19 protein-coding genes, 1 tRNA gene and 1 pseudogene are annotated in these 23,924 nt (G+C 59.6%); 11 read left to right on the forward strand and 10 right to left on the reverse strand.

Annotated elements, in window-relative coordinates; genetic code table 11:
• Nucleotides 1-531 precede the first annotated feature (531 nt).
• The 5 genes and pseudogenes from AC1D08_RS28345 to AC1D08_RS28365 all read right to left on the reverse strand — a co-directional run bounded on the left by AC1D08_RS28345 (nt 532) and on the right by AC1D08_RS28365 (nt 2,426).
• Nucleotides 532-774, reverse strand: a complete 243-nt coding sequence (locus tag AC1D08_RS28345; protein WP_457154243.1) for a hypothetical protein — start codon at nt 772-774, stop codon at nt 532-534.
• Between the two features lie 259 nt (nt 775-1,033).
• Entirely contained in the window at nt 1,034-1,633 is a 600-nt protein-coding gene (locus tag AC1D08_RS28350) for a c-type cytochrome (RefSeq protein ID WP_457154244.1), read from the reverse strand.
• 98 nt (nt 1,634-1,731) lie between these two features.
• Nucleotides 1,732-1,906: pseudogene (locus AC1D08_RS28355) on the reverse strand (DUF768 domain-containing protein); the annotation flags it as partial.
• 40 nt (nt 1,907-1,946) lie between these two features.
• On the reverse strand, nt 1,947-2,168 hold the full coding sequence (locus AC1D08_RS28360) for a hypothetical protein (RefSeq protein WP_457154245.1): 222 nt from the start codon (nt 2,166-2,168) through the stop codon (nt 1,947-1,949).
• 60 nt (nt 2,169-2,228) lie between these two features.
• Nucleotides 2,229-2,426, reverse strand: coding sequence for a hypothetical protein (locus AC1D08_RS28365; protein WP_457154246.1), 198 nt, complete (start codon nt 2,424-2,426; stop codon nt 2,229-2,231).
• Between the two features lie 564 nt (nt 2,427-2,990).
• Here AC1D08_RS28365 and AC1D08_RS28370 point away from each other — a divergent pair.
• Nucleotides 2,991-3,080, forward strand: a tRNA-Ser gene (locus tag AC1D08_RS28370).
• 145 nt (nt 3,081-3,225) lie between these two features.
• Here AC1D08_RS28370 and AC1D08_RS28375 read toward each other — a convergent pair.
• Both AC1D08_RS28375 and AC1D08_RS28380 read right to left on the reverse strand, forming a co-directional pair.
• Complete coding sequence (locus AC1D08_RS28375) at nt 3,226-4,125, reverse strand: DUF4238 domain-containing protein (RefSeq protein WP_477424554.1); 900 nt, start codon at nt 4,123-4,125, stop codon at nt 3,226-3,228.
• A gap of 532 nt (nt 4,126-4,657) precedes the next feature.
• Nucleotides 4,658-4,903, reverse strand: coding sequence for a hypothetical protein (locus AC1D08_RS28380; RefSeq protein ID WP_095091586.1), 246 nt, complete (start codon nt 4,901-4,903; stop codon nt 4,658-4,660).
• A gap of 561 nt (nt 4,904-5,464) precedes the next feature.
• On the opposite strand from AC1D08_RS28380, the gene AC1D08_RS28385 reads away from it, so the two are divergent.
• The 9 genes from AC1D08_RS28385 to AC1D08_RS28425 all read left to right on the forward strand — a co-directional run bounded on the left by AC1D08_RS28385 (nt 5,465) and on the right by AC1D08_RS28425 (nt 19,250).
• Complete coding sequence (locus tag AC1D08_RS28385) at nt 5,465-6,034, forward strand: hypothetical protein (protein WP_477424556.1); 570 nt, start codon at nt 5,465-5,467, stop codon at nt 6,032-6,034.
• A gap of 24 nt (nt 6,035-6,058) precedes the next feature.
• Nucleotides 6,059-6,190 carry a hypothetical protein gene (locus tag AC1D08_RS28390; protein ID WP_477424558.1) on the forward strand — a complete coding sequence of 44 codons (132 nt, stop codon included), beginning with the start codon at nt 6,059-6,061 and terminating at the stop codon, nt 6,188-6,190.
• A gap of 428 nt (nt 6,191-6,618) precedes the next feature.
• Nucleotides 6,619-6,777 (forward strand): hypothetical protein, encoded by a 159-nt coding sequence (locus AC1D08_RS28395; RefSeq protein WP_477424560.1) that lies wholly within the window; start codon nt 6,619-6,621, stop codon nt 6,775-6,777.
• 85 nt (nt 6,778-6,862) lie between these two features.
• Nucleotides 6,863-9,556, forward strand: coding sequence for a M10 family metallopeptidase C-terminal domain-containing protein (locus tag AC1D08_RS28400; protein WP_477424562.1), 2,694 nt, complete (start codon nt 6,863-6,865; stop codon nt 9,554-9,556).
• A 381-nt stretch (nt 9,557-9,937) separates the two neighbouring features.
• On the forward strand, nt 9,938-12,367 hold the full coding sequence (locus AC1D08_RS28405; RefSeq protein WP_477424564.1) for a hypothetical protein: 2,430 nt from the start codon (nt 9,938-9,940) through the stop codon (nt 12,365-12,367).
• 196 nt (nt 12,368-12,563) lie between these two features.
• On the forward strand, nt 12,564-14,411 hold the full coding sequence (locus tag AC1D08_RS28410) for a CAP domain-containing protein (protein ID WP_477424566.1): 1,848 nt from the start codon (nt 12,564-12,566) through the stop codon (nt 14,409-14,411).
• A 173-nt stretch (nt 14,412-14,584) separates the two neighbouring features.
• Complete coding sequence (locus AC1D08_RS28415) at nt 14,585-16,075, forward strand: beta strand repeat-containing protein (protein WP_477424568.1); 1,491 nt, start codon at nt 14,585-14,587, stop codon at nt 16,073-16,075.
• Nucleotides 16,076-16,092: 17 nt separating this feature from the next.
• Complete coding sequence (locus AC1D08_RS28420; protein WP_477424570.1) at nt 16,093-17,886, forward strand: type I secretion system permease/ATPase; 1,794 nt, start codon at nt 16,093-16,095, stop codon at nt 17,884-17,886.
• Nucleotides 17,886-19,250 carry an HlyD family type I secretion periplasmic adaptor subunit gene (locus tag AC1D08_RS28425; RefSeq protein WP_477424572.1) on the forward strand — a complete coding sequence of 455 codons (1,365 nt, stop codon included), beginning with the start codon at nt 17,886-17,888 and terminating at the stop codon, nt 19,248-19,250. Before AC1D08_RS28420 ends, AC1D08_RS28425 begins: the two co-directional genes overlap by 1 nt.
• A gap of 72 nt (nt 19,251-19,322) precedes the next feature.
• On the opposite strand, the gene AC1D08_RS28430 is transcribed toward AC1D08_RS28425, so the two are convergent.
• The 3 genes from AC1D08_RS28430 to AC1D08_RS28440 are packed head-to-tail and all read right to left on the reverse strand — an operon-like array spanning nt 19,323 to nt 22,803.
• Nucleotides 19,323-19,973, reverse strand: coding sequence for a class I SAM-dependent methyltransferase (locus AC1D08_RS28430; protein WP_477424574.1), 651 nt, complete (start codon nt 19,971-19,973; stop codon nt 19,323-19,325).
• Nucleotides 19,973-22,000 carry a glycosyltransferase gene (locus AC1D08_RS28435; RefSeq protein ID WP_477424576.1) on the reverse strand — a complete coding sequence of 676 codons (2,028 nt, stop codon included), beginning with the start codon at nt 21,998-22,000 and terminating at the stop codon, nt 19,973-19,975. Before AC1D08_RS28435 ends, AC1D08_RS28430 begins: the two co-directional genes overlap by 1 nt.
• 14 nt (nt 22,001-22,014) lie before the next feature.
• Entirely contained in the window at nt 22,015-22,803 is a 789-nt protein-coding gene (locus AC1D08_RS28440; protein WP_477424578.1) for a TylF/MycF/NovP-related O-methyltransferase, read from the reverse strand.
• Nucleotides 22,804-22,914: 111 nt separating this feature from the next.
• Between AC1D08_RS28440 and AC1D08_RS28445 the strand changes: the two genes are divergently transcribed.
• The gene (locus tag AC1D08_RS28445) at nt 22,915-23,838 is read left to right on the forward strand and encodes a class I SAM-dependent methyltransferase (RefSeq protein ID WP_477304016.1); all 924 of its coding nucleotides are present in this window, start codon (nt 22,915-22,917) and stop codon (nt 23,836-23,838) included.
• Nucleotides 23,839-23,924 lie beyond the last annotated feature (86 nt).

Here is a 23,924-nt window from a genome sequence, read left to right on the forward strand (position 1 = left end):
GAATTCACAGTGGGCCTCGGTATGCGAGTTGCCCACCTACTCCATCTTTCTGGTCTTATGTGAAGCACCAGCGCGCGTTTCCGTTGGCCTCTTTAGGCACGGGACGGACCATCCTTCCTCCGCCTGACCCGCATTCGCACACGGTGGTCCTCGTCATTAGTCGTGCTCATCAGGGGCGACCTCGTCGGCTTGGGGTGGTGTCCCCCTTCTGAAAAGAGAAGGGCGAAACGATAGATCCTCGAGGGAACAGGTCGGTAGATCGCGCGCAAGAATGCGTCCGCTGTGCGTTGGCCAAGTTCAAGCATGACGTTGTCGTATGTCTCGGAAATCCGGCAATTGGGGCAAGATAGGAGGTCGGACCCTTGAGGCTCACTGACGCTGCTGAGGGGCACTCTGCATGAATTGCAGACAATCCTAGGGGCGCTGTCGATCATCTAGAGAGATATCTCGCTGTTTTAATCTACAGAGCAATTTCGGTGCCAAGCACAATTGATCCGTGGCGGGACATCTAGCGCCGCTCGCTTGGCGCTATTAGAACGTCGGTTTCCAGTCGCGGTTGCGCCGCACCTGGATACCCTCGTAATCAGGAACCATAGTGAAGAACACCGGCCGGCGGTCGCGCCTTGCAGCCTTACAATCCGAGCAGCCGAAGAGCCCGAACAGATCCCAATGCATGGAGCCGCGATCCGGGCCGAGCCGGTCGATAAGCGCTTGGACGTCGTTGAGATGGTTCCGGCAAGCGCCCGGTAAGGCCCCTGAAAGGATGATGGCCACCCGCACTTAGCCTTAATTGAGCGACTTCAGATTTGGTTGTAGAGTCACTTGAGCGGGAGATCTGACCTCCCCCGCAATGGCCGGTGCAGCTTTAAGGCCGGCACCCGCCGTCGACTGCGGATGTACCAGCGACGGCGGGAGCAGCGGCAAGCACCGGCTTCAGGGCAAGTAGCGCCCCGCCAGCGCCCGTTCACTCATGCCGCTAAGCAGGAGTTGCGCGTCGACAAAATCATCAGAGAAATTAATTCGTGGACGACCGTCAGCGAATCTTTTGGCGGAACCTGGAGTGGCAACTGGTGCAATCCTGCAAAATCATGTGCACCAAGTGTTCTGCGGGCAGCGTCGCCGGATCGGGTTCAGCCGCGTTAGTGCGCTTCCCCAGCAGACTTCCGCCGTCCATCATCGTTCCAGGCCCCATCCGCATTTCGGCGTTGATTTGCGGGGGCGCATTCGCAGCCTCCTTAGCAAGTGCAGTTGTGAGCGTGGCGATGTGGTGAGCCAGCGCCTCAAAACTTCGTCGGTCTTGGTCGATTTCCGGTTTGGCACCGGACAGTGGACCGAGCGATCCGGATGGAAACTCGCCAACGAGGCTCCCGGTTCGATCTCGTAGGGTTTCAGCAGCGTCTCGAAATGCAGCAGCATTGTAAGGGACTTGGCCGTTAAACATCCCAGCAAGCGTTTTTGCAGCCGCTGCCATTTGTTTCATGGACGCTTGGCGGGCCACGATGAGTGCTTCACTGCCAACCTTGGCAGCGGCCAGGGTTGAAACACAAGCCAGTGCAAGCCCCACCGCAAGGACGATGCGTTTCACCGAGTTGTGCGCTCCCCAGTGCGGGCAGGCCGCAACTCCAATGTTCATGCGCCTACCTCCAAGTCACGCTTGGGCCATACACCTTCCAGTACATGGAAGGTCAAGCCGCGTGATCTCGCCGGCAAGCGGCGAATGGTCACTCCGGCACGCCAGCATCTGTCGACCTCTTCGCCGATCTCGATCCCCCGAATTCCGATCACCGCCGCGTCAGCAATCAGTTTGTGGGTGAGCTCGTCAACCGAGATGACATCGGGCCTTTGCCGTCTCGGGGACGTTGTTGGCAATCCATTGATCTAGGAAATCGATTCCGCGCGTGCTCATTGAGCCATAAGCTCGGCAGCTCAGGTTCCAGCGGACGGTTTCAGATAGAGTGGCGAACGATCTGGCCTGACATCGCGCCGATCACCGCATCGAGTAATTCAATGTCCTTCAAAGCTGCGATTTCTAAAGGGTCGGTGCTTTGGGCTAGAGTCCTGATTTCAGGCACGCCATCAGCGTCACGGGGCGCAAAGCTCTCGACCAGGACATCTCGATACTGCTTCAGCAAGCCGAGCGCATGATGATCTAAAGTCTCTTGATCCACAGGCCGATCGTATCAGAGCGCCAACGGCCTCGCCAGCAAGCGTTTCCCCTGGTCGCCGTCCTACAGCGCCGAAGCGTCCCGCGCGGCCTGGCACTCGTCGACCCTTTCAGATCCGTCGAACCAGACCGACACGTTGAGCTTGGGGAAGTGCAAGACCTTGGCCTGCCACCATGTCCGCTCAATCTCGTATCCGCCTACGCCCTCGGCCCATCGCGTCCAGCCTCGGCCAAGGCGTTCGGTAAGTTCGCTGTCGCGCATGGCTCGCGTTGGCCTGTCTCATTTCGGGACAAAAAATGCTGGCACCGGTTTTGCACTGCATAGATTGCCGGTACCCTCCTCCTACCGGTCCTGATCGGGGATCAGGAAGTAAACTTTCGCCGGGCTTGAGGGATTGGGGTTCCTTCGCCCGGCGAGTTTTCTTTCAATGCAGCACATGGCGCCAATGAGGGCCAGCGAGGAGCATCGCTTGAAGTTTGGCATGGGCAAGGATGAGAAGGATCGGGAAGCCGAAACTGCTGGTGATCCGCAAACCACTTTCCATGGTTTCCTCATACCTATATCACGCACCTGTTGCGCAGCGGCGTTCCTGTGCATGTCGTGTCGGCCTGCGCCGGTCACGCCAATCCGTCAGTCACCCTGAACATTCATGCGCACCTGCTCCCGGGCAGCAGGAAGGTGCCGCAGCGGTGGTTGACGCGGCACTCACTGCCGCACTACAGGAATGAAGCGCGAACCAGTCGGGAACGCCTTCGGTGCCAATCCGGTGCCAACAGGCCGAAGCCAGCCGGCAGCGCACTACCTAAGTGATTGAAAAATCACAACGGAGGAATGGCCGAGCGGTTTAAGGCACCGGTCTTGAAAACCGGCGTGGGTGCAAGCTCACCGTGGGTTCGAATCCCACTTCCTCCGCCAGATTTTCTGTCATCCTGTTGATATTGCGACGTTATTGGCCGTAGCCTTATTCTCTTCCTAACTCCGTTCCTAACGTCGTTCGACGATGCTTGGGCCATCCTGTTTCATACCGTAGCGTTTAGTTGCAAAAATCGTAGCAGCCCGTTCACTGGCTGTTCTGACTGCCTTCCCCGCCTTTTTGCACGCCGACATATGCCGCAAGCGATTCAGTCAATGCGGCAGATCGGGACGCGATCAAATTGCTCTTTGCTGCGGCTGCTTGATTTTGATATCGCACCGCAGCCCCGTCGGAAACCGATCGAAAAATCGTTCCTCCACCTCTTCCTGCCCATACCAGAGAGACCTCAGAGGAGATGGGGAACCACATCTCGACAGTCGGATCCGAAAGCGCGGCTTTGCCGGGAAAATTGAGCTTATAGACGGGAAAGCTCGATATGATGAACGCCTCCTTCGGATTCGAGATTTTCACGATATTGAGGTTCATTGCCTCGATGGTCGCAACAATGGACAAGTTCCCTTTTGCAATAACGTCGCTACGCACGTTTTGGAGCATTCGGCGCCAAGTCTCATCCTTGCCGAAGTACTCCCTTTCGTGGTCATCCAAGGGACGGTAGCGATCCTCATACTCACGAAGCGCCTTCTCGCCATCTTCGCGGAACGACGCGAGGCTGGAGAACTGCCTGAAATTATCAGGCACGCGCTTCCACTGATAATAGGTGTAGATCGCCAGCAACTGACGTTCGTTTGAATGAAAGGCGACCGCTCGCTTCTGGTTCGCCATCTCCAAGATGCGCGCTACCAGCGGCGCCACTATGCCCTCCAGATGGGCAAACGCGAGCTCAAGGTCGACGTTTTTGGACAGGTCTCTTTCAATCGTGGTGTAGAGCTGTCGCTCAAAAAACACCTTACTAGGTGGATTGTTGAATACGCCCCTTTCAGGCGTCCGCCGATCAAAGGCGTGCAAAGTGCCTGCATCGTCAACGAAGTTTCGGAGAAGAAACTGCGGCACGAAATGATGGTCGGCTGGCGGCTTGTTTTTGGCCATGTCACGGTAAGTAGCAGGCCAACAAAAAGCCCGCCACCGTGAGGCAGCGACATCACGAGTTCGCGATCCTCCGGATGAGTGGTGGTCCCAAAAGCGTTTAGTTAGTTCGCCGGGTGCTCCCAAGATCCGAGCGCCCTGTCGAAACGCTTTGGGAGAACAACCATGAAACATTGCCTCATTCCGATAGCGGTGGGCTTGCTTGTAGCCTCCGCCGGCACGGCTTCAGCTGCCAACGTCCACACCGTAACAGGCAAGACAGGTCAGCCCAGCCAAACGATTGGAACCACTGAAACAGGAAGCGTTACCCCTGGTCACGCCAGTTCTGCCCCGGGCTCAGCCTTCAACCCCGAGGGGAATGCGGGGACACACTACGCGGGCGAGCAACCGCAGAACTCAAACAATCCGAAGAGCGTATCTCAATACGACGTTGCCGGATTCCAGCAGTCCCATAACCATTGAGTGACGGCCCGGTCGCGCCAATATAGGCCCGCTGCCGTGAGCAGCGGGCATCAAGTGTCCGAAGGGCATTTGTTCAGATCGTCTTGCGAGCCAACCGAGCAATGTCATCCATGATGTAATTGAAGTCCTGTCCGTTAAATTCCCACGTGCGATGCACTCGCTCCTTCGCCGCGAGATCGGCCAGCGTCTTTGCAGGGTAGCGAAGCAGCGCGTTAGCTGCGTTCCCCGTGCGGTGGGTCTGTTTGGAGTATTCTCGATCGAGCTTGCCATAGCCTGTCTTGCGCCGGATGCCAGCATCAGCCTTGTCATAGGCGCGCAAGGCCTCGGCATGTTCGACGCCAGCGCGGCTTGGCTTGCGAGATCAGCGACAGTCGTCCGCCGGACCCTTTCGACCTCCTCCGCTGTCATTTCGGCCATGACAGGTCGCCGTCCCTTGATGTCCATATAGCGCTGCTCTGCTGCGTTCAGCGCCGGCTCTATGGCGCGAAGCTTTTTCCACTCGGCATGAAAGGCAGCTTCGAGGGTTGCCACCTGCGACGGAGCTGGGGTAGCCGCCTTCCTGACGAATGGATCGTGTTTCCTCTCCAGGTAGACGGAGTTCCCGGCTGGTAACTGCGAAGCCCCGCGCAGTTAGGCATATTCCGCCGCTGCTTTCAAAATAGCGTGCTTGAGCAGCGTGGTCTTGTTCGGCGTTCCCTTGGGCCGACCTAGACCAGGGTCTTTTAGGCTTTTGTTATTTTTTTAACTAATGCGGGCATTCTCGCTCCTCGACGGCATCAGTGGCCGATTGGGCTGGCTGTCCGTGTTGGTTTGCAGGTCGGCTAGTCGCGGCGGGGAACAAGCCGGCTCCTGGAGGTCAAGATTATTAGCGGAGGCTCACATGCTCGCGACTGTATGTGCGGTGTTGGCTGCCAGGAATAGCGAAGCCGAAATCATTGGTGTAATCGACCTCGCGAGCAAAACGGAAGTCAAGCTCGGCACCACTCGCCTTGGGGACGCCATCCAGTTCGTCACCAATGCAGAGGTGCTTGGATATGACGTCCGGGCAGCGATGGTATTCTATGGCAAACCGGGTACGCCAAGCCTGAGGGCAAACGACTGCGAGCAGCTGTGGGCGCAACATGGGGCTACCCTGCTGGATCATCGGCGTAAGAATGAACCCTACATAAATGCCGGCGGTGTAGAGGTTCTAGTCTGGGACCAAGACGGTGGCACGTTCACCTTGACCGTTTCGCAGGAAGCCTTGGAGGACTACGCTGCTCGTAACGGCCTTGCCGGCGACACCATGACGACCTTCAATGCAGCTTTCTCTGCGGTTATTGAGGTCGCGGATAAGCTACACGCGCTTTACGGGAAGCCAAGGAAGGTCCTTGTGAAAACCAAGGACCTAAACGGCGAAAGACAGCCTATTAGACGCGTGGGGGCAACTTCCCCTTCGTCGATACGCTAGGCCTCCAGCCAACGGAGGAAAGTCATGGACGATGATCTGCGCCTGAAATTGAAGGAACTCAGCACCAGCATGCAAACCAGGGCGGCGGAACTCGCACTGGCCGGCGGCAACACCGATATTTCCGCGCCTGCGATCTTGTCGCCTGGGTGCACCTAAAGCAGTCCAGCCCGATGCCAGGAGAGATGCACCCATGCCAACAAAGCAACGCGGTACATACGGAATTCAAGCAGGAATTTTAGCTGGTCCTCAAGAACAGCGTTGAATACAGTCGTGACCGTGACATAGAGTATCAATCTAGGGGCGTGGGCATAGGATTTCGGAAACAAATGTTCCGCGATTGACTTGTCGGCGCGAAGCCGCGGAAAGCGATTGTATCTTTTGGAAGGTGGTTGTGGCCGATCATGATGGCGACAGGCATGGGTGGCTGTCACCAAGCCGGGAATTGGACGGCCGCCTGGTCAAAGATAGACCGGTCACGGAAAAGGCTCATGACTCGGAACCTCCTATGCGTAGGAGCTATCGTGGTGGCATCCACTATCGGACCTCAGCCAGTCCAATCCTATCCTCGAAATCCGCAGCGCCCGATGAATGCCAAAACCTGCGAGCAGGCGCTGGCGCGTTTGCACGAAGCACGCCTTGGAAGCCCGATCATTTCGGCGGCGGAAAATCGGGAAGTCCTTCGCAGGGCACTCGAAGTGGCAGAACGTCTATGCGGCAAGGGCAAAGTGAACGACGGCAAATAGGCCAGTCGGACATGCGGTTTGTGAGCCTCGTGCTCCACTATCGATAATAAGCGGCGCGGCCGCAGGAAACGCAGAGGGGGAAGCAATGCCGAACGTCACCGAAACAACGGATGCGGCGTCATCCATCGCCACGAGCTACACCCTGGCAGTCGGCCAGACAGCGACTGGCCATTTGTCTTCGGCCGGCGACCATGATTGGTACCGGGTGCACCTGGTGGCGGGCCAGACCTACACATTCGCGGAAGTCGGTGAAGGTGCGCGTGTCAGTCCGACCGTCGGCGACAATGTCGAGGATACGTTCATGGCCCTCATGAACGCATCCGGAACATTGGTTGCGTCCAACGATGACGTCATCCCGGGCCAGTACCGCTATTCGACGATCACCTACACGGCCTTGACCACCGGCGATTACTTCATCAATGCCGGCGCATATAACGATGATTACTTGGGGCAATATGGTGTTTCCGTAGTCAGCGGAACCCGGGCCAGCTATGACGAATTGATGGGGGCCGGCGCGATCCTGAGGCCCGGAAGCAGCTGGAGCACAGCGCCCGGGCAGCCGGTGAACGTGACATGGGCTGTGCGAATGACGGACGTCAATTGCACGGACTCGCAAGGGTTTGCTGCCCCCTTTAGCCCGTTGAGTTCCGCGGAAATCGCTGCCGTCAAGTCCGTGCTTGCTATGTATTCGTCAGTCTGCGGCCTGACTTTCACGCAAGTCAACCCCGCTGGTACCAGCGACAACGCGACGATGCTGTTTGGAAACTACACATCGAAGCCGGACCCTGCCGGAGCCTACGCCATTTACCCGGGAACGACGGCGCCAGGCGACATTTCCGGAGACGTGCATTTGAACACCGACGCCGTTAACACGGGAAATCTGCCGATCGGCTCTTACGACTACCAGACCATTCTGCACGAAACAGGCCACGCGCTCGGCCTTTCACATCCGGGCGAATACAATGCCGATACCAATCCGACCTACGGCAACGATGCCCAGTTCATCCAGGACAGCAACCAATACACAGTGATGAGCTATTTCGACGAGACCAACACCGGCGCATCCGACTACAACGACTATCCCGACACGCTGATGTTGTATGACATTCTGGCTGTTCAGCAGCTCTACGGCGCCAATATGACGACGCGTACGGGCAATACGGTCTACGGTTTTGGTTCCAATGCGGGCAACGTGTACAACTTCGCCCTGAACCCCTCGCCGGCAATCTGCATTTGGGACGCTGGTGGTGTTGATACGCTGAATGCGTCCGGGTTCGGCCAAGCCCAAACCATCAATCTGGCCGCAGGCAGTTTCTCAGACATCGGCGGCGGCCACCGCAATGTTTCAATTGCCTTCGGCGCGACAATCGAGAACGCCGTTGGCGGTTCCGGCATCGACACGCTGATCGGCAATTCCGGCAACAACTTACTGGACGGCAAGGGCGGCGCCGACACGATGCGCGGCGGCGTCGGCAACGACACCTACTATGTCGACAATGCCGGCGACCATGTCATCGAGGCCAATGGCCAGGGCACCGACAATGTCCAGGCCTATGTCAGCTTCAACCTCTCCGGCCAGGCGCTGGAGAACCTGGCGCTGCGCAGCGCGGCTTCGATCAATGGCACCGGCAATTCCGCGGCCAACATCATCACCGGCAATTCCGGCAACAACGTCATCGATGGGCTCGCCGGCGCCGACACGATGAGCGGCAGCACCGGCAATGACACCTACTATGTCGATAATGCCGGCGATCATGTCATCGAGCTTAACGGCCAGGGCATCGACAATGTGCAGGCCTACGTCTCCTTCAATCTTTCCGGCCAGGAGCTGGAGAACCTGGCGCTGCGCGGCGCGGCCTCGATCAACGGCACCGGCAATTCGATTGCCAACATCATCACCGGCAATTCGGGCAACAACGTCATCAATGGGCTCGGCGGCGCCGACACCATGAGTGGCAGCACCGGCAACGACACCTACTACGTCGACAACGCTGGCGACCATGTCGTCGAGCTCAACGGCCAGGGAACCGATAGCGTCTTCAGCTCAGTCTCCTTCAACCTGTCGGGACAGGAACTGGAGAAGCTGACGCTGACGGGCTCAGGCAATATCAACGGCAACGGCAATTCGATCGCAAACATCATCACCGGCAACAGCGGCAATAACATTATCGACGGCCTTGGCGGTGCCGACACCATGAGTGGCGCACAAGGCAACGACACCTATTATGTCGACAACGCCGGCGACCACGTGATCGAGCTCAACGGCCAAGGCACCGACAATGTCCAGGCCTATGTCAGCTTCAACCTCTCCGGCCAGGAGTTGGAGAATCTGGCGCTGAGAAGCACCGGCAACATCAACGGCACCGGCAACTCGACCGCCAACATCATTGCCGGCAATTCGGGCAACAACGTCATCAACGGCCTCCTTGGCAACGATACGCTGAGTGGCGCACAGGGACAGGACAGTTTCGTCTTCACCACGGCGCTCAATGACGTTACCAATGTCGACCACATTATCGACTTCTCAGTGGCCGACGACACCATACAGGTCGACAATGCGATCTTCGCAGCGCTTGGCGGCAATGGCACTCTGACGGCCGACCAGTTTGCCGCCAACGCCTCGGGCTCCGCCACCACTGCGAACCAGCACATCATCTACGAGACGGGCACCGGCTGGCTCTACTATGACAGCGATGGCAATGCGGCTGGCGGCTCAACCCATTTCGCCACGCTGGCCGCTAACCTAGCGCTGACAAACGCTGATTTCGTCGTGGTGTGAAGGTAGGAGCGGTTCATCGTTTCACTGAACGCAAAACCGCTCTTTCCCTTTGTTTGACACAATTCCGGACGGGATATTGTTTCACACTTTTCCTGGAATTCTCCGAGCGTAGCCGACACCGTTATCTATGATCCATACTGTCGCCGAATATTGTCGTCCAACAACCGCGGGGGGTGCGCGATGACTTTGACAAATGTGACCGTGACACAGGCTCGGAATGGGCTTGTTGACGTGGACGGTGCGAAGTGGTCCGGCTCGACGATCACTTACTCAATTCCAGGCGCCGGTTCACTCTGGGAGACAGATTATGGATCGGGAGAGCCTTTCGACGCTCAGTCCGGACCTTTCAACAGCACCCAGGCGGCGAGCTTTCGGAGCGCCTTGTCCCTTTGGGACGCGTTGATCGCGCCTTCGATAAACGAGGTATCGGACGCAATCCCCGGGCAAATCCGCGTCGCATTCACCGACGTCACAGCGCGCCAGGGTTCAGGCACAGCCGCCTATGCCTATGGCCCGCCCCTGTCCGGCAACACGGCAATTGCCGTCAACGGCGACGTCTGGGTCGACGAAACCTATAAGTCTTCCGATTTCGCCCCGCAAACCTCTGATTTCCAGATTCTCATCCACGAATCCGGGCATGCCCTGGGACTGAAGCACCCCTTCGAGGCGCCGACCGTGCCGGCGGGGTACGACAGCACAACCTACACGGTGATGAGCTACACGTCGGAAGACAATTTCTTCACGTGGTCAGGCAGCGGCGGGGGCATCTCCTATAGCGTCGAGGGAACGTCGTCCTTTACGCCAATGGTGCTCGATATCATGGCGATTCAGTCCCACTACGGCGCAGATCCGACCACTGCCACCGGCAATACTGTCTATGCCTTTACCGACAATGGCTTGAATGGCAGGCAGGCGATCTACGATGCCGGCGGCACGGACACTCTAGACCTGTCCGCGCTTTCTCGAGGTTCTACCGTCGATTTGCGCCCCGGCGCCTATTCGGATCTCGACTACTACAATGTCGAGAATCAGATTGCTGACCTCACCGCGCAATTTGGTGGCTTTGGAGACTTTATTCGAAACACCCTGACTGATCCGACCACCCCGGCCTATGAATGGGAGCGAAATCTGGGCCTTGCGTTCTCGACAACGATCGAAAACGTCGTCGGCAGCGCACATGCCGATACCGTCATCGGGAATAATGTTGCCAATGTGATCGACGGCCGCGGTGGCGCCGACATCATGCAGGGCGGTCTTGGCAACGACACCTACTATGTCGACAATGCCGGCGACCTTGTCCTCGAGGCCAATGGCCAGGGCACCGACAATGTCCAGGCTTATGTCAGCTTCAACCTCTCCGGCCAGGCGCTGGAGAACCTGGCGCTGCGCAGCGCGGCTTCGATCAATGGCACCGGCAATTCCGCTGCCAACATCATCACAGGCAATTCCGGCAACAACGTCATCGATGGGCTCGCCGGCGCCGACACGATGAGCGGCAGCACCGGCAACGATACCTACTATGTCGACAACGTCGGCGACCATGTCATCGAGCTCAACGGCCAGGGCACCGACAACGTCCAGGCCTACGTCTCCTTCAGCCTCTCCGGCCAGGAGTTGGAGAACCTGGCGCTGCGCAGTGGGGCCTCGATCAACGGCACCGGCAATTCCATTGCCAACATCATCACCGGCAATTCCGGCAACAACGTCATCAATGGGCTCGGCGGTGCCGACACGATGAGCGGCAGCACCGGCAACGACACCTATTATGTTGACAATGCCGGCGACCATGTCATCGAGGCGAATGGCGGCGGCACCGACAATGTCCAGGCCTATGTCTCCTTCAACCTGTCGGGACAGGAGTTGGAGAACCTGGCGTTGCGCAGCTCGGCTTCGATCAACGGCACCGGCAATTCCGCTGCCAACATCATCACCGGCAACACCGGCAACAACATCATCGACGGCCTTGCCGGCGCCGACACGATGAGCGGCGCGCAAGGCAACGATACCTATTATGTCGACAATGCCGGCGACCACGTTGTCGAGCTCAACGGCCAGGGCATCGACAATGTGCAGGCCTACGTCTCCTTCAACCTCTCCGGGCAGGAGCTGGAGAACCTGGCGCTGCGCAGCTCGGCTTCCATCAACGGCACCGGCAATTCCGCTGCCAACATCATCACCGGCAACACCGGTGACAACATCATCGACGGCCTTGCAGGCGCCGACACGATGAGCGGCGCACAAGGCAACGACACCTATTATGTCGACAATGCCGGCGACCACGTCATCGAGCTCAACGGCCAGGGCATCGACAATGTCCAGGCCTACGTCAGCTTCAACCTCTCCGGGCAGGAGCTGGAGAATCTGGCGCTGAGAAGCGCCGGCAACATCAACGGCACCGGCAACTCCATTGCCAATGTCATCACCGGGAACAGTGGCGCGAACGCGATCAACGGCCTCCTCGGCAACGACACGCTGTCCGGCAGCACTGGCCAGGATACCTTCGTCTTTACCACAGCGCTGAACGCCTCGACCAATGTCGACCGCATCACCGATTTCTCGGTGGTCGACGACACCATCCAGCTCGACAATGCGATCTTTGCCGCGCTCGGCGGCAACGGCACGCTGACGGCCGACCAGTTCATCAAGAACACCACCGGCCTTGCCGGCGACGGCAACGATCACATCATCTACGAGACCGACACCGGCTGGCTCTACTATGACAGCGACGGCAGCGCCGCTGGCGGCTCCACGCATTTCGCCACGCTGACCGCCAATCTGGCGCTCACCAACGCCGATTTCGCCGTGGTCTGATCCGCTCGAAGATAGAACTCCCCACGCAATCGCAGGCGCTCGATTACGGCGTCGGCGATTGCGTGGGCATATCTGCTGTGCAGCCCGTTCAAGCGTTGAATGGCACGGCTTTTGAGCTGGTTTCTTCCAGCCGGCTGGCGTTTTGGCGGCATGTTGCCTAAAAATAATACTCGCACAATACTGGATGGGGAAAGTCATGGCCAATCAGAGTGCTGTCGAGCAGGCAATCCTGGAACTGATCAATCGCGCGCGGCTCGATCCGGCCGCTGAAGCCGCACGATATGGCATAAGCCTCAATGAGGGGGTCCCGGCCAACGAGACCATCTCCGCCGCGATGAAGCAGCCGCTGGCGATGAACGACACGCTGCTCGGCGTGGCGCGGGCGCATAGCCAGGACATGATCGACCACGACTACTTTTCGCATACTGATCTGAGCGGCCACGATCCATTCGAGCGGATCACGGCCGCTGGCTATGACTGGAATACGGCAGGTGAAAACATCGCCTACAGCGCTACTTCCGGCACGCTCACACCGGAGATGTCTCTGCAACTCCATCAACTTCTGTTTGTCGATTCGAACTACCCTGGCCGCGGCCACCGGGTCAATTTGATGGATCCGGACTATCAGGAGGTCGGTGTCGGCCAGGCCCAGGGCATCTATCAGGGTCTCAACGCGACGATGCTGACCGAAGATTTCGGCCGGCCAGGCGGCAATCACCAGTTTCTCACCGGTGTCGCCTTCAACGATACCGTGACCGCCGACCAGTTCTATTCGATCGGCGAAGGGCGCGCAGGCATAACGGTTTCCGTCAGCAGCGGACCGAACACGGCCAGCGGCAGCGCCGGCGGCTATTCCGAGGAGGTGACGGCCGGTCTCAAGACCATCACGTTTGCCAGCGGCGATCAGGTGACACCGGTGGTTCTCACCGCGACGATCGCTGCCGGCTTCAACGCCAAGATCGATCTGATGGGCCAGTCGACCATCCGCACGTCGGTATCGGTGACAGCGGTGAACGGCATTTCATCTATCGTCGGGCTTGGCACGAATGCCTTGACGCTGACCGGCACCGACGGCACCCAAGCCATATATGGTTCCTCGGGCGGCGACCATTTGGACGGCAAGGCCGGCAATGACACGCTGGATGGCAAGGCAGGTGCCGACAGCATGTATGGCGGGGCCGGCAACGACACCTACTATGTCGACAACGCTGGCGATATCGTCAGTGAAAACACCGCCGGCGCCAACGGCTCGGATATCGTCAATGGCTATATCTCGATCAACCTCAGTGATGGCAACCACTTCACGGGCAACATCGAGAACGTCGCACTGCGCAGTGCCGCCTCGATCAACGCCACCGGCAACAGCCTGGCCAACGCGATGAACGGCAATTCAGGTGTCAACACGCTGAGCGGTCTTGGCGGCAATGATACGTTGGACGGCAAGGAAGGCGCCGACACCATGCAAGGCGGCATCGGCAACGACACCTACTATGTCGACAATGCCGGCGACCATGTCGTCGAGCTCAACGGCCAGGGCACCGACAATGTCCAGGCCTTCGTCTCGTTCAACCTGTCGGGACAGGAGCTCGAGAACCTGGCACTGCGCAGCGCGGCCTCGATCAACGGCACCGGCAACTCGACCGCCAACATCATCACCGGCAATTCGGGTGCCAATGTCATCAACGGCCTCCTCGGCAACGACACGCTGAGCGGCAGCACCGGCAACGACACCTTTGTCTTCACCACGGCGCTCAATGCATCGACCAACGTCGACCGCATCACCGATTTCTCGGTCGCCGACGACAGCATCCAGGTCGACAACGCCATCTTCACAGCGCTTGGCGGCAGCGGCACGCTGACGGCGGACCAGTTCGTCAGGAACACAACCGGCCTTGCCGCCGACGGCAACGACCACATCATCTACGAGACGGATACCGGCTGGCTCTATTATGACAGCAACGGCAGTGCCGCTGGCGGCTCGACCCATTTCGCCACACTGGCCGCCAACCTGGCACTCACCAACGCCGATTTCGTCGTGGTGTAAGGAGATCATGCCGGTCGGCCCGAAGCGGACCTTGCCGCCGCCGCCAAAGTCCATCGCAACAATTCCATCCCGAACCCTCGCTGGCTAACTACAAGTAAGAACGGTCAGTTGTGCTGTTTCAGGAAACCTCGTAAATATAGGTTGGGGTTGTTAATCTTGGGTGGGAGAACGTCATGGCTGTTGTCAGCGGTGGTACGGTTTTTGGACTGAATTTCGATACGCTGCAGGTGGGAGCACTGGTCGACTACGACTTCGAAGACCCGCAGCCTCTCTATGCAAGGTTTTTTGACGACGCGTCGAATTACACACTCTTTCAGGGCTCTGGATTCACTTATAACGCCGGCGTCCCTACGGGTGGGACCGTGACATCCGTCCAGTATGTGGTGGCTGGCAGCACGGTGCTGCAGATCACGGGCCTGAACGTAGCGGCCACCGACGTTGCGAGCTTCGTCTTCAGCAATGACACGATGGGTCTGCTCAATCTCGCGCTGAGTGGCAATGACACGCTGAACGGAACGCCGCTGCACGACGTGCTCTATGGGTTCGGCGGCGCCGACACCATCAATGGTGGCGCCGGCGCCGACACGATGAGCGGTGGCACCGGCAACGACACCTTCTGGGTCGACAATGCCGGCGACGTTGTCCTCGAGGCCAATGGCCAGGGCACCGATACAGTCAACAGCACGATTTCCTTCAATCTCTCCGGTCAGGAGCTGGAGAACCTGACGCTGCGCGGCGCGGCCTCCATCAACGGCATCGGCAATTCCATTGCCAACATCATCACCGGCAATTCAGGCAGCAACATCATCAACGGCCTTGCCGGTGCCGACACCATGAGCGGCGCGCAAGGCAACGACACCTATTATGTCGACAATGCCGGCGACCATGTCATCGAGGCCAATGGCGGGGGCACCGACAATGTGCAGGCCTATGTCAGCTTCAACCTATCGGGACAGGCGCTGGAGAACTTGGCGCTGCGCGGCGCGGCCTCGATCAACGGCACCGGCAATTCCGCTGCCAACATCATCACCGGCAACAGTGGCAACAACGTCATCAACGGCCTTGCCGGCGCCGACACCATGAGTGGCGCTCAAGGCAACGACACCTACTATGTCGACAATGCCGGAGACCATGTCATCGAGGCCAACGGCGGTGGCACCGACAATGTGCAGGCCTATGTCTCGTTCAATCTTTCCGGCCAGGAGCTGGAGAACCTGGCGTTGCGCAGCGCGGCTTCCATCAATGGCACAGGCAACTCGACTGCCAACATCATCACCGGCAATTCGGGCAACAACATCATCAACGGCCTGCTCGGCAACGACACGCTGTCCGGCAGCACCGGTCATGACACCTTCGTCTTCACCACGGCGCTGAACGCTTCTGCCAATGTCGACCGCATCACCGACTTCTCAGTGGTCGACGACACAATCCAGGTCGACAATGCGATCTTTGCAGCGCTTGGCGGCAACGGCACGCTGACGGCGGAACAGTTCGTTAAGAACACCACCGGCCTTGCGGGTGACGGCAACGATCATATCATCTATGAGACGGATACCGGCTGGCTCATCTATGACAGCAACGGCAGTGCGGCGGGTGGTTCCACCCATTTCGCCACGCTTGCCGCAAACCTGGCGCTGACCAACGCCGATTTCGTCGTAGCCTGAACGTTAAGCGGGGGCATGTGGCAATTCAGATACAGAACCGCGGCGGCACCCGGCCTGCCCCAGCGGGATTGTCCGCGCCCAGCCGTGCGCTAAGGTCGTGCGCTGCGGCACTGGCTTGCGTTGCCGTGTTCTCGGGAATGATCAACCTGCTTGGCCTGACCGGCTCGCTCTACATGCTTCAGGTCTATGACCGTGTCCTGCCTTCGCACAGCATTCCGACCCTGACAGTGCTCTCGATCGCCATGGCGGGACTTTACATCGCCTATGGTCTGCTTGATCTCCTGCGGCTCAGGCTGCTTGCCCGGATCGGCAGGCGTTTCGACACCAGCCTGCAACCGGCTGTCTTCGCTCTCTCGGTCTCGCTCCCTCTCAGGTCCGGTCAGGAAGGCACACGCCTTCAGCCGATCGGCGATCTCGACCAGATACGCAGCTTCATTTCGGGATCGGGCCCGACAGCCTTCTTCGATCTGCCCTGGCTGCCCTTCTATCTGGTCGGCATCTTTTTCCTCCACCCGCTGCTTGGAGCGCTCGCGACGGCCGGCGCGATCGTGAGCGTCTTGCTGACACTGGTTGCCGAAGGGCTTAGCCGGGGACCCGCCAAACGGGCGATGGAATCGTCCATTTCCCGCAAGCAGCTTTCCGATGCCGGGCGTCGCAATGCCGAGGTGGTGCGCGCGCTTGGCATGGGACGTCGCATCAGCGGTCTCTGGCAGGATCGGAGCGAAGCGTATCTTGCCAATCAGTTGCGCATTTCCGATGTCGTCGGCGCGACCGGGACCGTCTCGCGGACGTGGCGAATGATCCTGCAATCGCTGATGCTCGGACTTGGCGCTTACCTGGTGATCGAAGGCGAGGCATCGCCTGGCATCATGATCGCGACGTCGATCATGCTCGCCAGGGCACTGTCGCCCGTCGATCTCGTCATTGCCAACTGGCGCCCCTGGGTTTCGACCAGACAGAGCTATGGCCGGCTCAAGCAGATGTTGCGCAACGCCGATGCACAAGAAGCGCCTCTTACGCTGCCACGGCCTCGGGAGACGCTGTCGGTCGAGGCGGTCTCGGTCGGTGCTCCCGGCCAGCAAAAACCAATCATCCAGAACGTGGCGTTCTCCTTGCAGGCGGGAGCCGGGCTGGGCATCATCGGAGCAAGTGCGTCAGGCAAGTCCACGCTGGCGCGTGCGCTCGTCGGGGCATGGACCCCTCTTCGCGGCACTGTGCGTCTTGATGCGGCCGCACTCGATCAGTTCGACGAAGAAGCGCTTGGACGCGACGTCGGCTACCTGCCGCAGGACATCGAGTTGTTTGAGGGTACCGTCGCCGAGAACATCAACCGCTTCAACGCCAATGCGAGCGCGGACGCCGTCGTGGCGGCGGCCGAAGCTGCCGGGGTCAAACAGATGATCCTCCGGCTGAGCGACGGTTTCCAGACGCGCATCGGCGAAGGCGGCTCAGCACTTTCCGGAGGCCAGCGTCAGATGGTCGGTCTGGCGAGGGCATTGTATGGCGATCCGTTCCTCGTGGTTTTAGATGAGCCGAATTCCAATCTGGACGGCGAAGGCGACATCGCCCTGGGCGCAGCCATAAAGGGCGTACGCGATCGAGGTGGCATCGTCGTCGTCATCGCACATCGGCCCGCAGCGTTGGCGAATATCGATACCGTGCTGGTCATGGCCGGCGGAACGGTGCAGGCGATAGGACCGCGGGACGAAGTGCTGGCAAAGATGACGCGCCCAGCCAATGTGCGGCCGGAACAGGCCCCGGGCGGCGAACGCGCACCAACCGTCGTCACCTTGCATGACAGGCGGCCATGATGAGCCTCGCACCCACGCAAACGCCCCACCTGACGCGTTTGCACGCACCAGCCCTGCCGGCATTGCAACGCTCGTCGATGCGTGGTGACGGAGTTCGATGGACCATTGGATCCGGCCTCGTCGTTGTCGCGGCACTTGTTGGCGGCATCGGCATCTGGGCCGGGACCACCTCCCTTGCCGGTGCGGTCATCGCCAGCGGAACGGTGGTGGTGGAATCGAATGTGAAGAAGGTGCAGGAGCAGACTGGCGGAACCGTCCACGAAATCCTCGTGCGAAATGGCGACAAGGTAACGGCCGGCCAGGTCCTGGTTCGCTTCGACGACACGGTGGCACGCGCTAACCTGGGCATCATTGGCCAACAGCTGGACCGTGCGCGGCTGCAAATGACCCGCCTGGAGGCAGAGACCATTGGCCGCGATGAGATGATCATACCGGACGATCTGTCCGCCCGGGCCAGCGATCCCGCAATGGCGATCCTCATCGCGGGTGAGAACGCGCTGCATCGAAGCAACATGACGCTTCTGGAAAGCCAGAAGGCGCAGCTTGGAACCCGCAACGATCAATATCGCGAACAGATCGAGGGCCTCAAGGCCCAGCGCGCCGCAGCCCTCGAAGCTCTTGACCTGGCGACCAACGACCTCATCATCATCCAGGATCTCTACGCCAAGAGGTTCGCATCGCTGGATCGCCTGACCGCCTTGAAAACGCAGACGATCCAGCAAAAGGGCGAGGCCGGAAGGCTCCTTGCCGCGATCGCCGAAGTGGAAGGGCGCATCAGCGAGAACGCGCTGGCCAGTATCCAACTCGATAACGACTTCCGCAAAAGCGCCAACGCCGACCTGCGCGAGGCCGAAGGCAAGGAGGCCGAACTGGTCGAGCGCAAGCAGGTTGCCCTGGACCAGCTGGACCATATGACGATAAAGGCGCCGCAATCAGGCGTCGTGCAGGAGCTTGCGATCCACACGGTTGGCGGCGTTGTCGCGTCTGGCGAGACCATGATGCTGATCGTGCCTCAGACGGACGATCTGGTGATCGATGCCCAGGTTCCGCCCTTGCGCATCGACGATGTCAGCCTTGGCCAGCCGGTCGTGATCCGCTTCTCGGCCTTCGACCGCAACACCACGCCGGAGTGTCACGGGACGGTCGATCGGATCTCTCCCGATCTGGTCAAGGACACAGCCAACCGGACGGCCTATTACGAGGCCCGCATCAACATTACCGACGAGGCGGTCTGCCTGAAGACGGCAACGCGGCTCATTCCGGGCATGCCTGCCGAATTGCACATCCAGACCGGCGACCGCACTGTCTGGTCTTATCTGATGAAACCCATCACCGATCAGCTCTCCCGGGCTTTCAGGGAATAATTGCCAGCAAGATCGTGGGCGCGGGTGCCTTCAGCTCGGAGCCAACGGCTTCAGACTGGCCTGTGACGGAGTCTACCCCTGCCCTGTCAGCAGCGACTGACGTCTGCCCTGCGGCCGTTTTTCAAAGACGACAATGCTGTCGTAGACACAGATCGAGTCTGTTGCATGGGTGAAGGCGTTCGGCGGCAAGGCGCCGCGCGCGTGACGCGCGTTGATCTCGTCGAGCTTTCCCTTGGCGAATTCCATGAACGATCCCGGCTTGCGCAGCCCTCCGCCATAGTCGTCCCAATAGCTCGTGTGCGTGTCCTCGACGAAGTAGACGCCGTTCGGCTGCACATGATGGTAGAGATGCTCGAAGGTCGCGATGACATGATCCATCATGTGGCTGCCATCATCGATGACGATGTCGATGGGGCCATATTTCTCGATGATCCGATCGAGCAGTCGAGGGTCGTCCTGACTTCCAATGAAGACTTCGACCCCTTCGGACTCGTGCGCCTTGCACGCAGGATCGATGTCTACTCCAACGATTCGCGCGCCCTCGCCGAAATAGGCACGCCACATGTCGAGCGATCCGCCCTTGTAGACGCCGATTTCAACGACGACCGGCCTCCGGTTTCTGAACCGTTCGAAGTGGCGCTCGTAGACGTCGAAATAATGCAGCCACTTGTAAATCTCTTTGCCGCTGTTGTTCAAAAAGTACTGATGCAGGAACCCGCCCATCATAGCCTCTTCATCAGCCTGGCAATTTGCCGCCGCCAGCCGCCTTGATTGTGAATTGCCACAGCTTTGCCGACGAGGTTGGCCCTGATCCGAGCAAGCACAGGTTCCCATTCGTTTGCGACAAGGCCAAGCGCTTCGCCAAGGTTTGCCTCGATCTCGGCAAACTCCATGTTTGCAAAGCGTTGGCCGGCGTCGGCGATCCATGAACGATCATATCTGCCCTTGCCGAAGCCGGATATGACGGTGAGCCCGGTCCAGGGCGTTGCAATGGTGAACACGTCGAGATCGGGGCGCAGCGTCCTGAGCGCCGGAACCAGTTTCCAGACGTCGCCGGTGTGGAATTGCGTCGTCGGCGGAACCCTTTGCGTCGCCTCGTCTAGGGCGGCGGTGTCGTGCACGAGCAGAACCGAGCCGGCGTCGCAGTAGCGTTCAAGGTTCGCAAAATCGCGCAGAACCTGGTCGAAAGTGTGCAGACCGTCGATGAACCCGACACCGACCGGGCGACCGGCAAGCAGGGCGTCCGCTCCACCGCGATCGAAGAAGACGTCACTCGTCTCCGGAAAAATGTGCGTTTGCGCGCCGAGCGCCACCGTGGCGCGCGGATTGGGATCGATGCCTATTGCAAGGGTTGGTGCCTTCACCTTGGAAAGCGACACGCCGTCAAAGACGCCTATCTCCACCACCACGGCGGGCTTCAGCTCTGCGTAAAAACGCTCCAGCCAGTCGTAATAGGAAGGCCCCGACATCCGCGTGCTGGCCAGACCGGCATGGGCACCCACGCTGTCGGCGGCAAGCGCCAGCGCGTTGCGGTATTGACTGTCGGCGGTTTCGTTCTCGCCGATGACACGGTGCGCATCGCCTATCGCCGTGAAATAGGCGGCATCCCGATGCTCATTGTACCGCGAAAGAAGGCCGGCTGACAAAAGCACGCGAGACGTTGCAAGCTCGGCGGGTGCATGGCTGCTTGCCATGCGAGCGACGTCTGCCGCCGCCTTGTAATTCCCGCGCTCCAACTCGACCTTGGCCAACTCGACAAGCGCCGCGGCTGCCTGGTTGGTCAGCGCGGGTTCTTCCGACGGCTTCAATTGCGCCCTGAAGCCCGCGGCCGTGGCTGGCCCGGCGCCGTGTGGAGACACAATCAGGGCGCGGGCAAGGTGCGGCGCAAGCGCTGGAGGCAGCGATCCCACGAAAGCCGAGGGGGCGTGAAAGGTAAAGTTCGCGCGCCCCCTCAACGCATCCCTTTCGGCCTTCCAGAGGAGCCAGTGTTTGGGCTGCTCGACGCTTGCGTTGGTGGCGACACCTCCGTGCAACTGGTGAAATGTAGCCTCTCCCAGGGTGAGGATGAGCTTTGCCCGCGGCATCTCCATCGCACGTTCGAGCGTATCGATGTTGACGAGGCCGCCTCCGGGATAGGTGAAGCGTTCATCCATGCCACCGATCACCTGCCAGCTCTCCCGGCTCATGAACAGGGCATTGGCTTCGGATATCGGCGTGAACCACGGATCGACCGAGGACTCATCCATCGTCCCGATCTCGAACAGACGGTACCCATCTTCCGGCCATCGGATCGATTGCAAAAGCGAATCCTCGATGGCCTTCGTATAGCCATTGCTACGGGCATTCACCTGGGTGTCGCTGCCAAGATACCAGCCGGGTGCGGCCACGACTGCCGTCGGCGCCATGCCCAGGCCGATGCGAGCGAAATGCACCAACCCTGGCGTCACGATCCGTGCGCCGTCGATCATCACGCCGATGTTGTCCCCCCTCGCCTCCCTTATCCCGCGATTGACGGCAGCCGCGGGCGAAGGCAGTGCATCATCGATGCGCAGCAGGCGAAAGTTCGGCCCATAGTCCGCAACCAGGCCCTCACCAACGGCCGGTGACGATCCGTTGTCGACAACGATGACCTCGTAATCATCCGTCGTCACGTCTTGCTGGTAGGGCGTTGCGAGCGAAAGCAAGGTTCGCGGCAGCTCTCGGGGAATGTTGTAGGCGACAACAACGACGGACAGGGTGTTCGTTTTCATCGCGATTCCGTGGCTCAGTTGTCAGCCAATGGCTTCTGCCACCAACCGCCCGTCCAGTCTATCTCGTGGATCTCGGCTTTGATGCCGTTGCGCGCGCGGTAGTCGTCGACCGCTTGCCGGCATGGCCCAAACGCCATGTCGTCGATGATCGCGAACCCGCCGGGGGACAGCCTTGGATAAATCGCTTCAAGGCTGTCCATCGTCGACTCGTACATATCGCCGTCCAGTCGAATCAGGGCGAATGGACCGGCTTTCAGGCTAGGCAAGGTGTCCCCGAACAGGCCTTTGACGAAGACCACCTGGTCGTCCAGCAGGTCATAGGCGGCAAAGTTGGATTCGACCTGTGCCTGATCGATCGCCAGCTGCCGGTATTCGTGCAGCCTGTCACCCAGGTCGGCCGGAAAATTCTCGGGGTCCGGCGGTGGCAAACCGTCGAACGAGTCCGCGACATACACCTTCCTGTCCGTGATCCCGTTGGCGGCCAGAACGCCTTTCATCAGGATACAGCAACCACCGCGCCAGACGCCGGTCTCGATCAAATCCCCGGGCACGTTCTCGTCGATGACGCGCTGGACGAGGTCGCGGACATTCGTCAGGCGCTTGACGCCTGCCATGGAGTGAGCAACCGTCGGCCAATCGCGACCCACGAGGCGATCCTCGCGATTGAAGGGGGTCGACTCTCCGATTTTCGAGGGATCGATCACCTGCGAACCAGAGCCGTAGATCGTGTTGGCGATGATCTTGATCAGGAGATCAGTATAGAGGCGGTTCATCGTCGACCTTTCAAGGCGCTCCAGTTCCATGGCGAAATACGCTGTTGCGGATATCCAGCCGAAGTGCAACAGGATTTGCGCGATTCAACCTGTCGCGCCATGCAAGCAAGCGGCGAATAATTGTCCAATGGGAGCCCCTGAATGCTAACCGCCAATCAAGCGATGGGCATGATCGAGACGCTCGACATTGCTGTTTTCCAGGTCGATACCGGAAGCACGCTCAGTGACCGCACAAGTTTCCTGCGCGTGCAGAACTTCGCGCGATCGACACTCGGCCGATACGTCTATCTCGAGGTTGGCTCAGACATCGGCGGCAGCCTGTTGCCGCATTTGATCGATCCGGCCTGCGAGGCGGTGATATCGGTCGATCTGCGGCCGGCGACCCAGCCCGACGAGCGTGCCGAGGTTTTTCACTACCCAGACAACACGGCGGCCCGGATGGTTGCCTTGCTGTCGGACAAGCTTCCGCCCGACGCAATGGCCAAGCTGATCACCATCGATAGCGACGTCTCCAATGTGCCGCCCCAGTCGATCGAGACCAAGGCGACGCTCGCGCTGATCGACGCGGAGCACACCAACACGGCCTGCTTTTCGGACTTTGTCGGCGTTCTCGGCCTTATGAAGCCGGACTGCATCATTTCCTTCCACGACGCCAACCTGATCGCGGACGCCATTGTCAATGCGGAGCGCTTTCTCGATCATCTCGGCATCGAGCATGAGACGGCGTTCCTTCCCGACACCGTCGCCGTCATGGGCCTCGGCAGGCTCGCATCCGCGGTCCGGGATCAGCTCCAGCCTCATGCCTTGGACCGGGAGACTTCCCTGGACCGCTGGCAACGGCAGCTATGGTCTCACATAGCCAGCGTGCACTCGCGGCAAAACGATGCCGAACTGGAGCACCTGCGCTCGGACAATTCGCGGCTGGTCGAGGAGATTGAACATGCGCGAAAGGCAAGCCGGGACGCACAGGCTCGCCAGGACGCCATAACCTCCAGCACGACCTGGCGTGCATCCGCCCCGGTAAGGGCGGTGGTCGATTGCATCAAACGTGGCTTTGCGCGCTAGACTAGCGAATCACCGGCTTTCCGCGGGTGACACGAAGCCAGGGCGATAGAGGCGGGTGAATGGATATCTTTGGTATCAAGGCGCTG

Source organism: Mesorhizobium sp. P2_E6 (genome assembly GCF_056403835.1).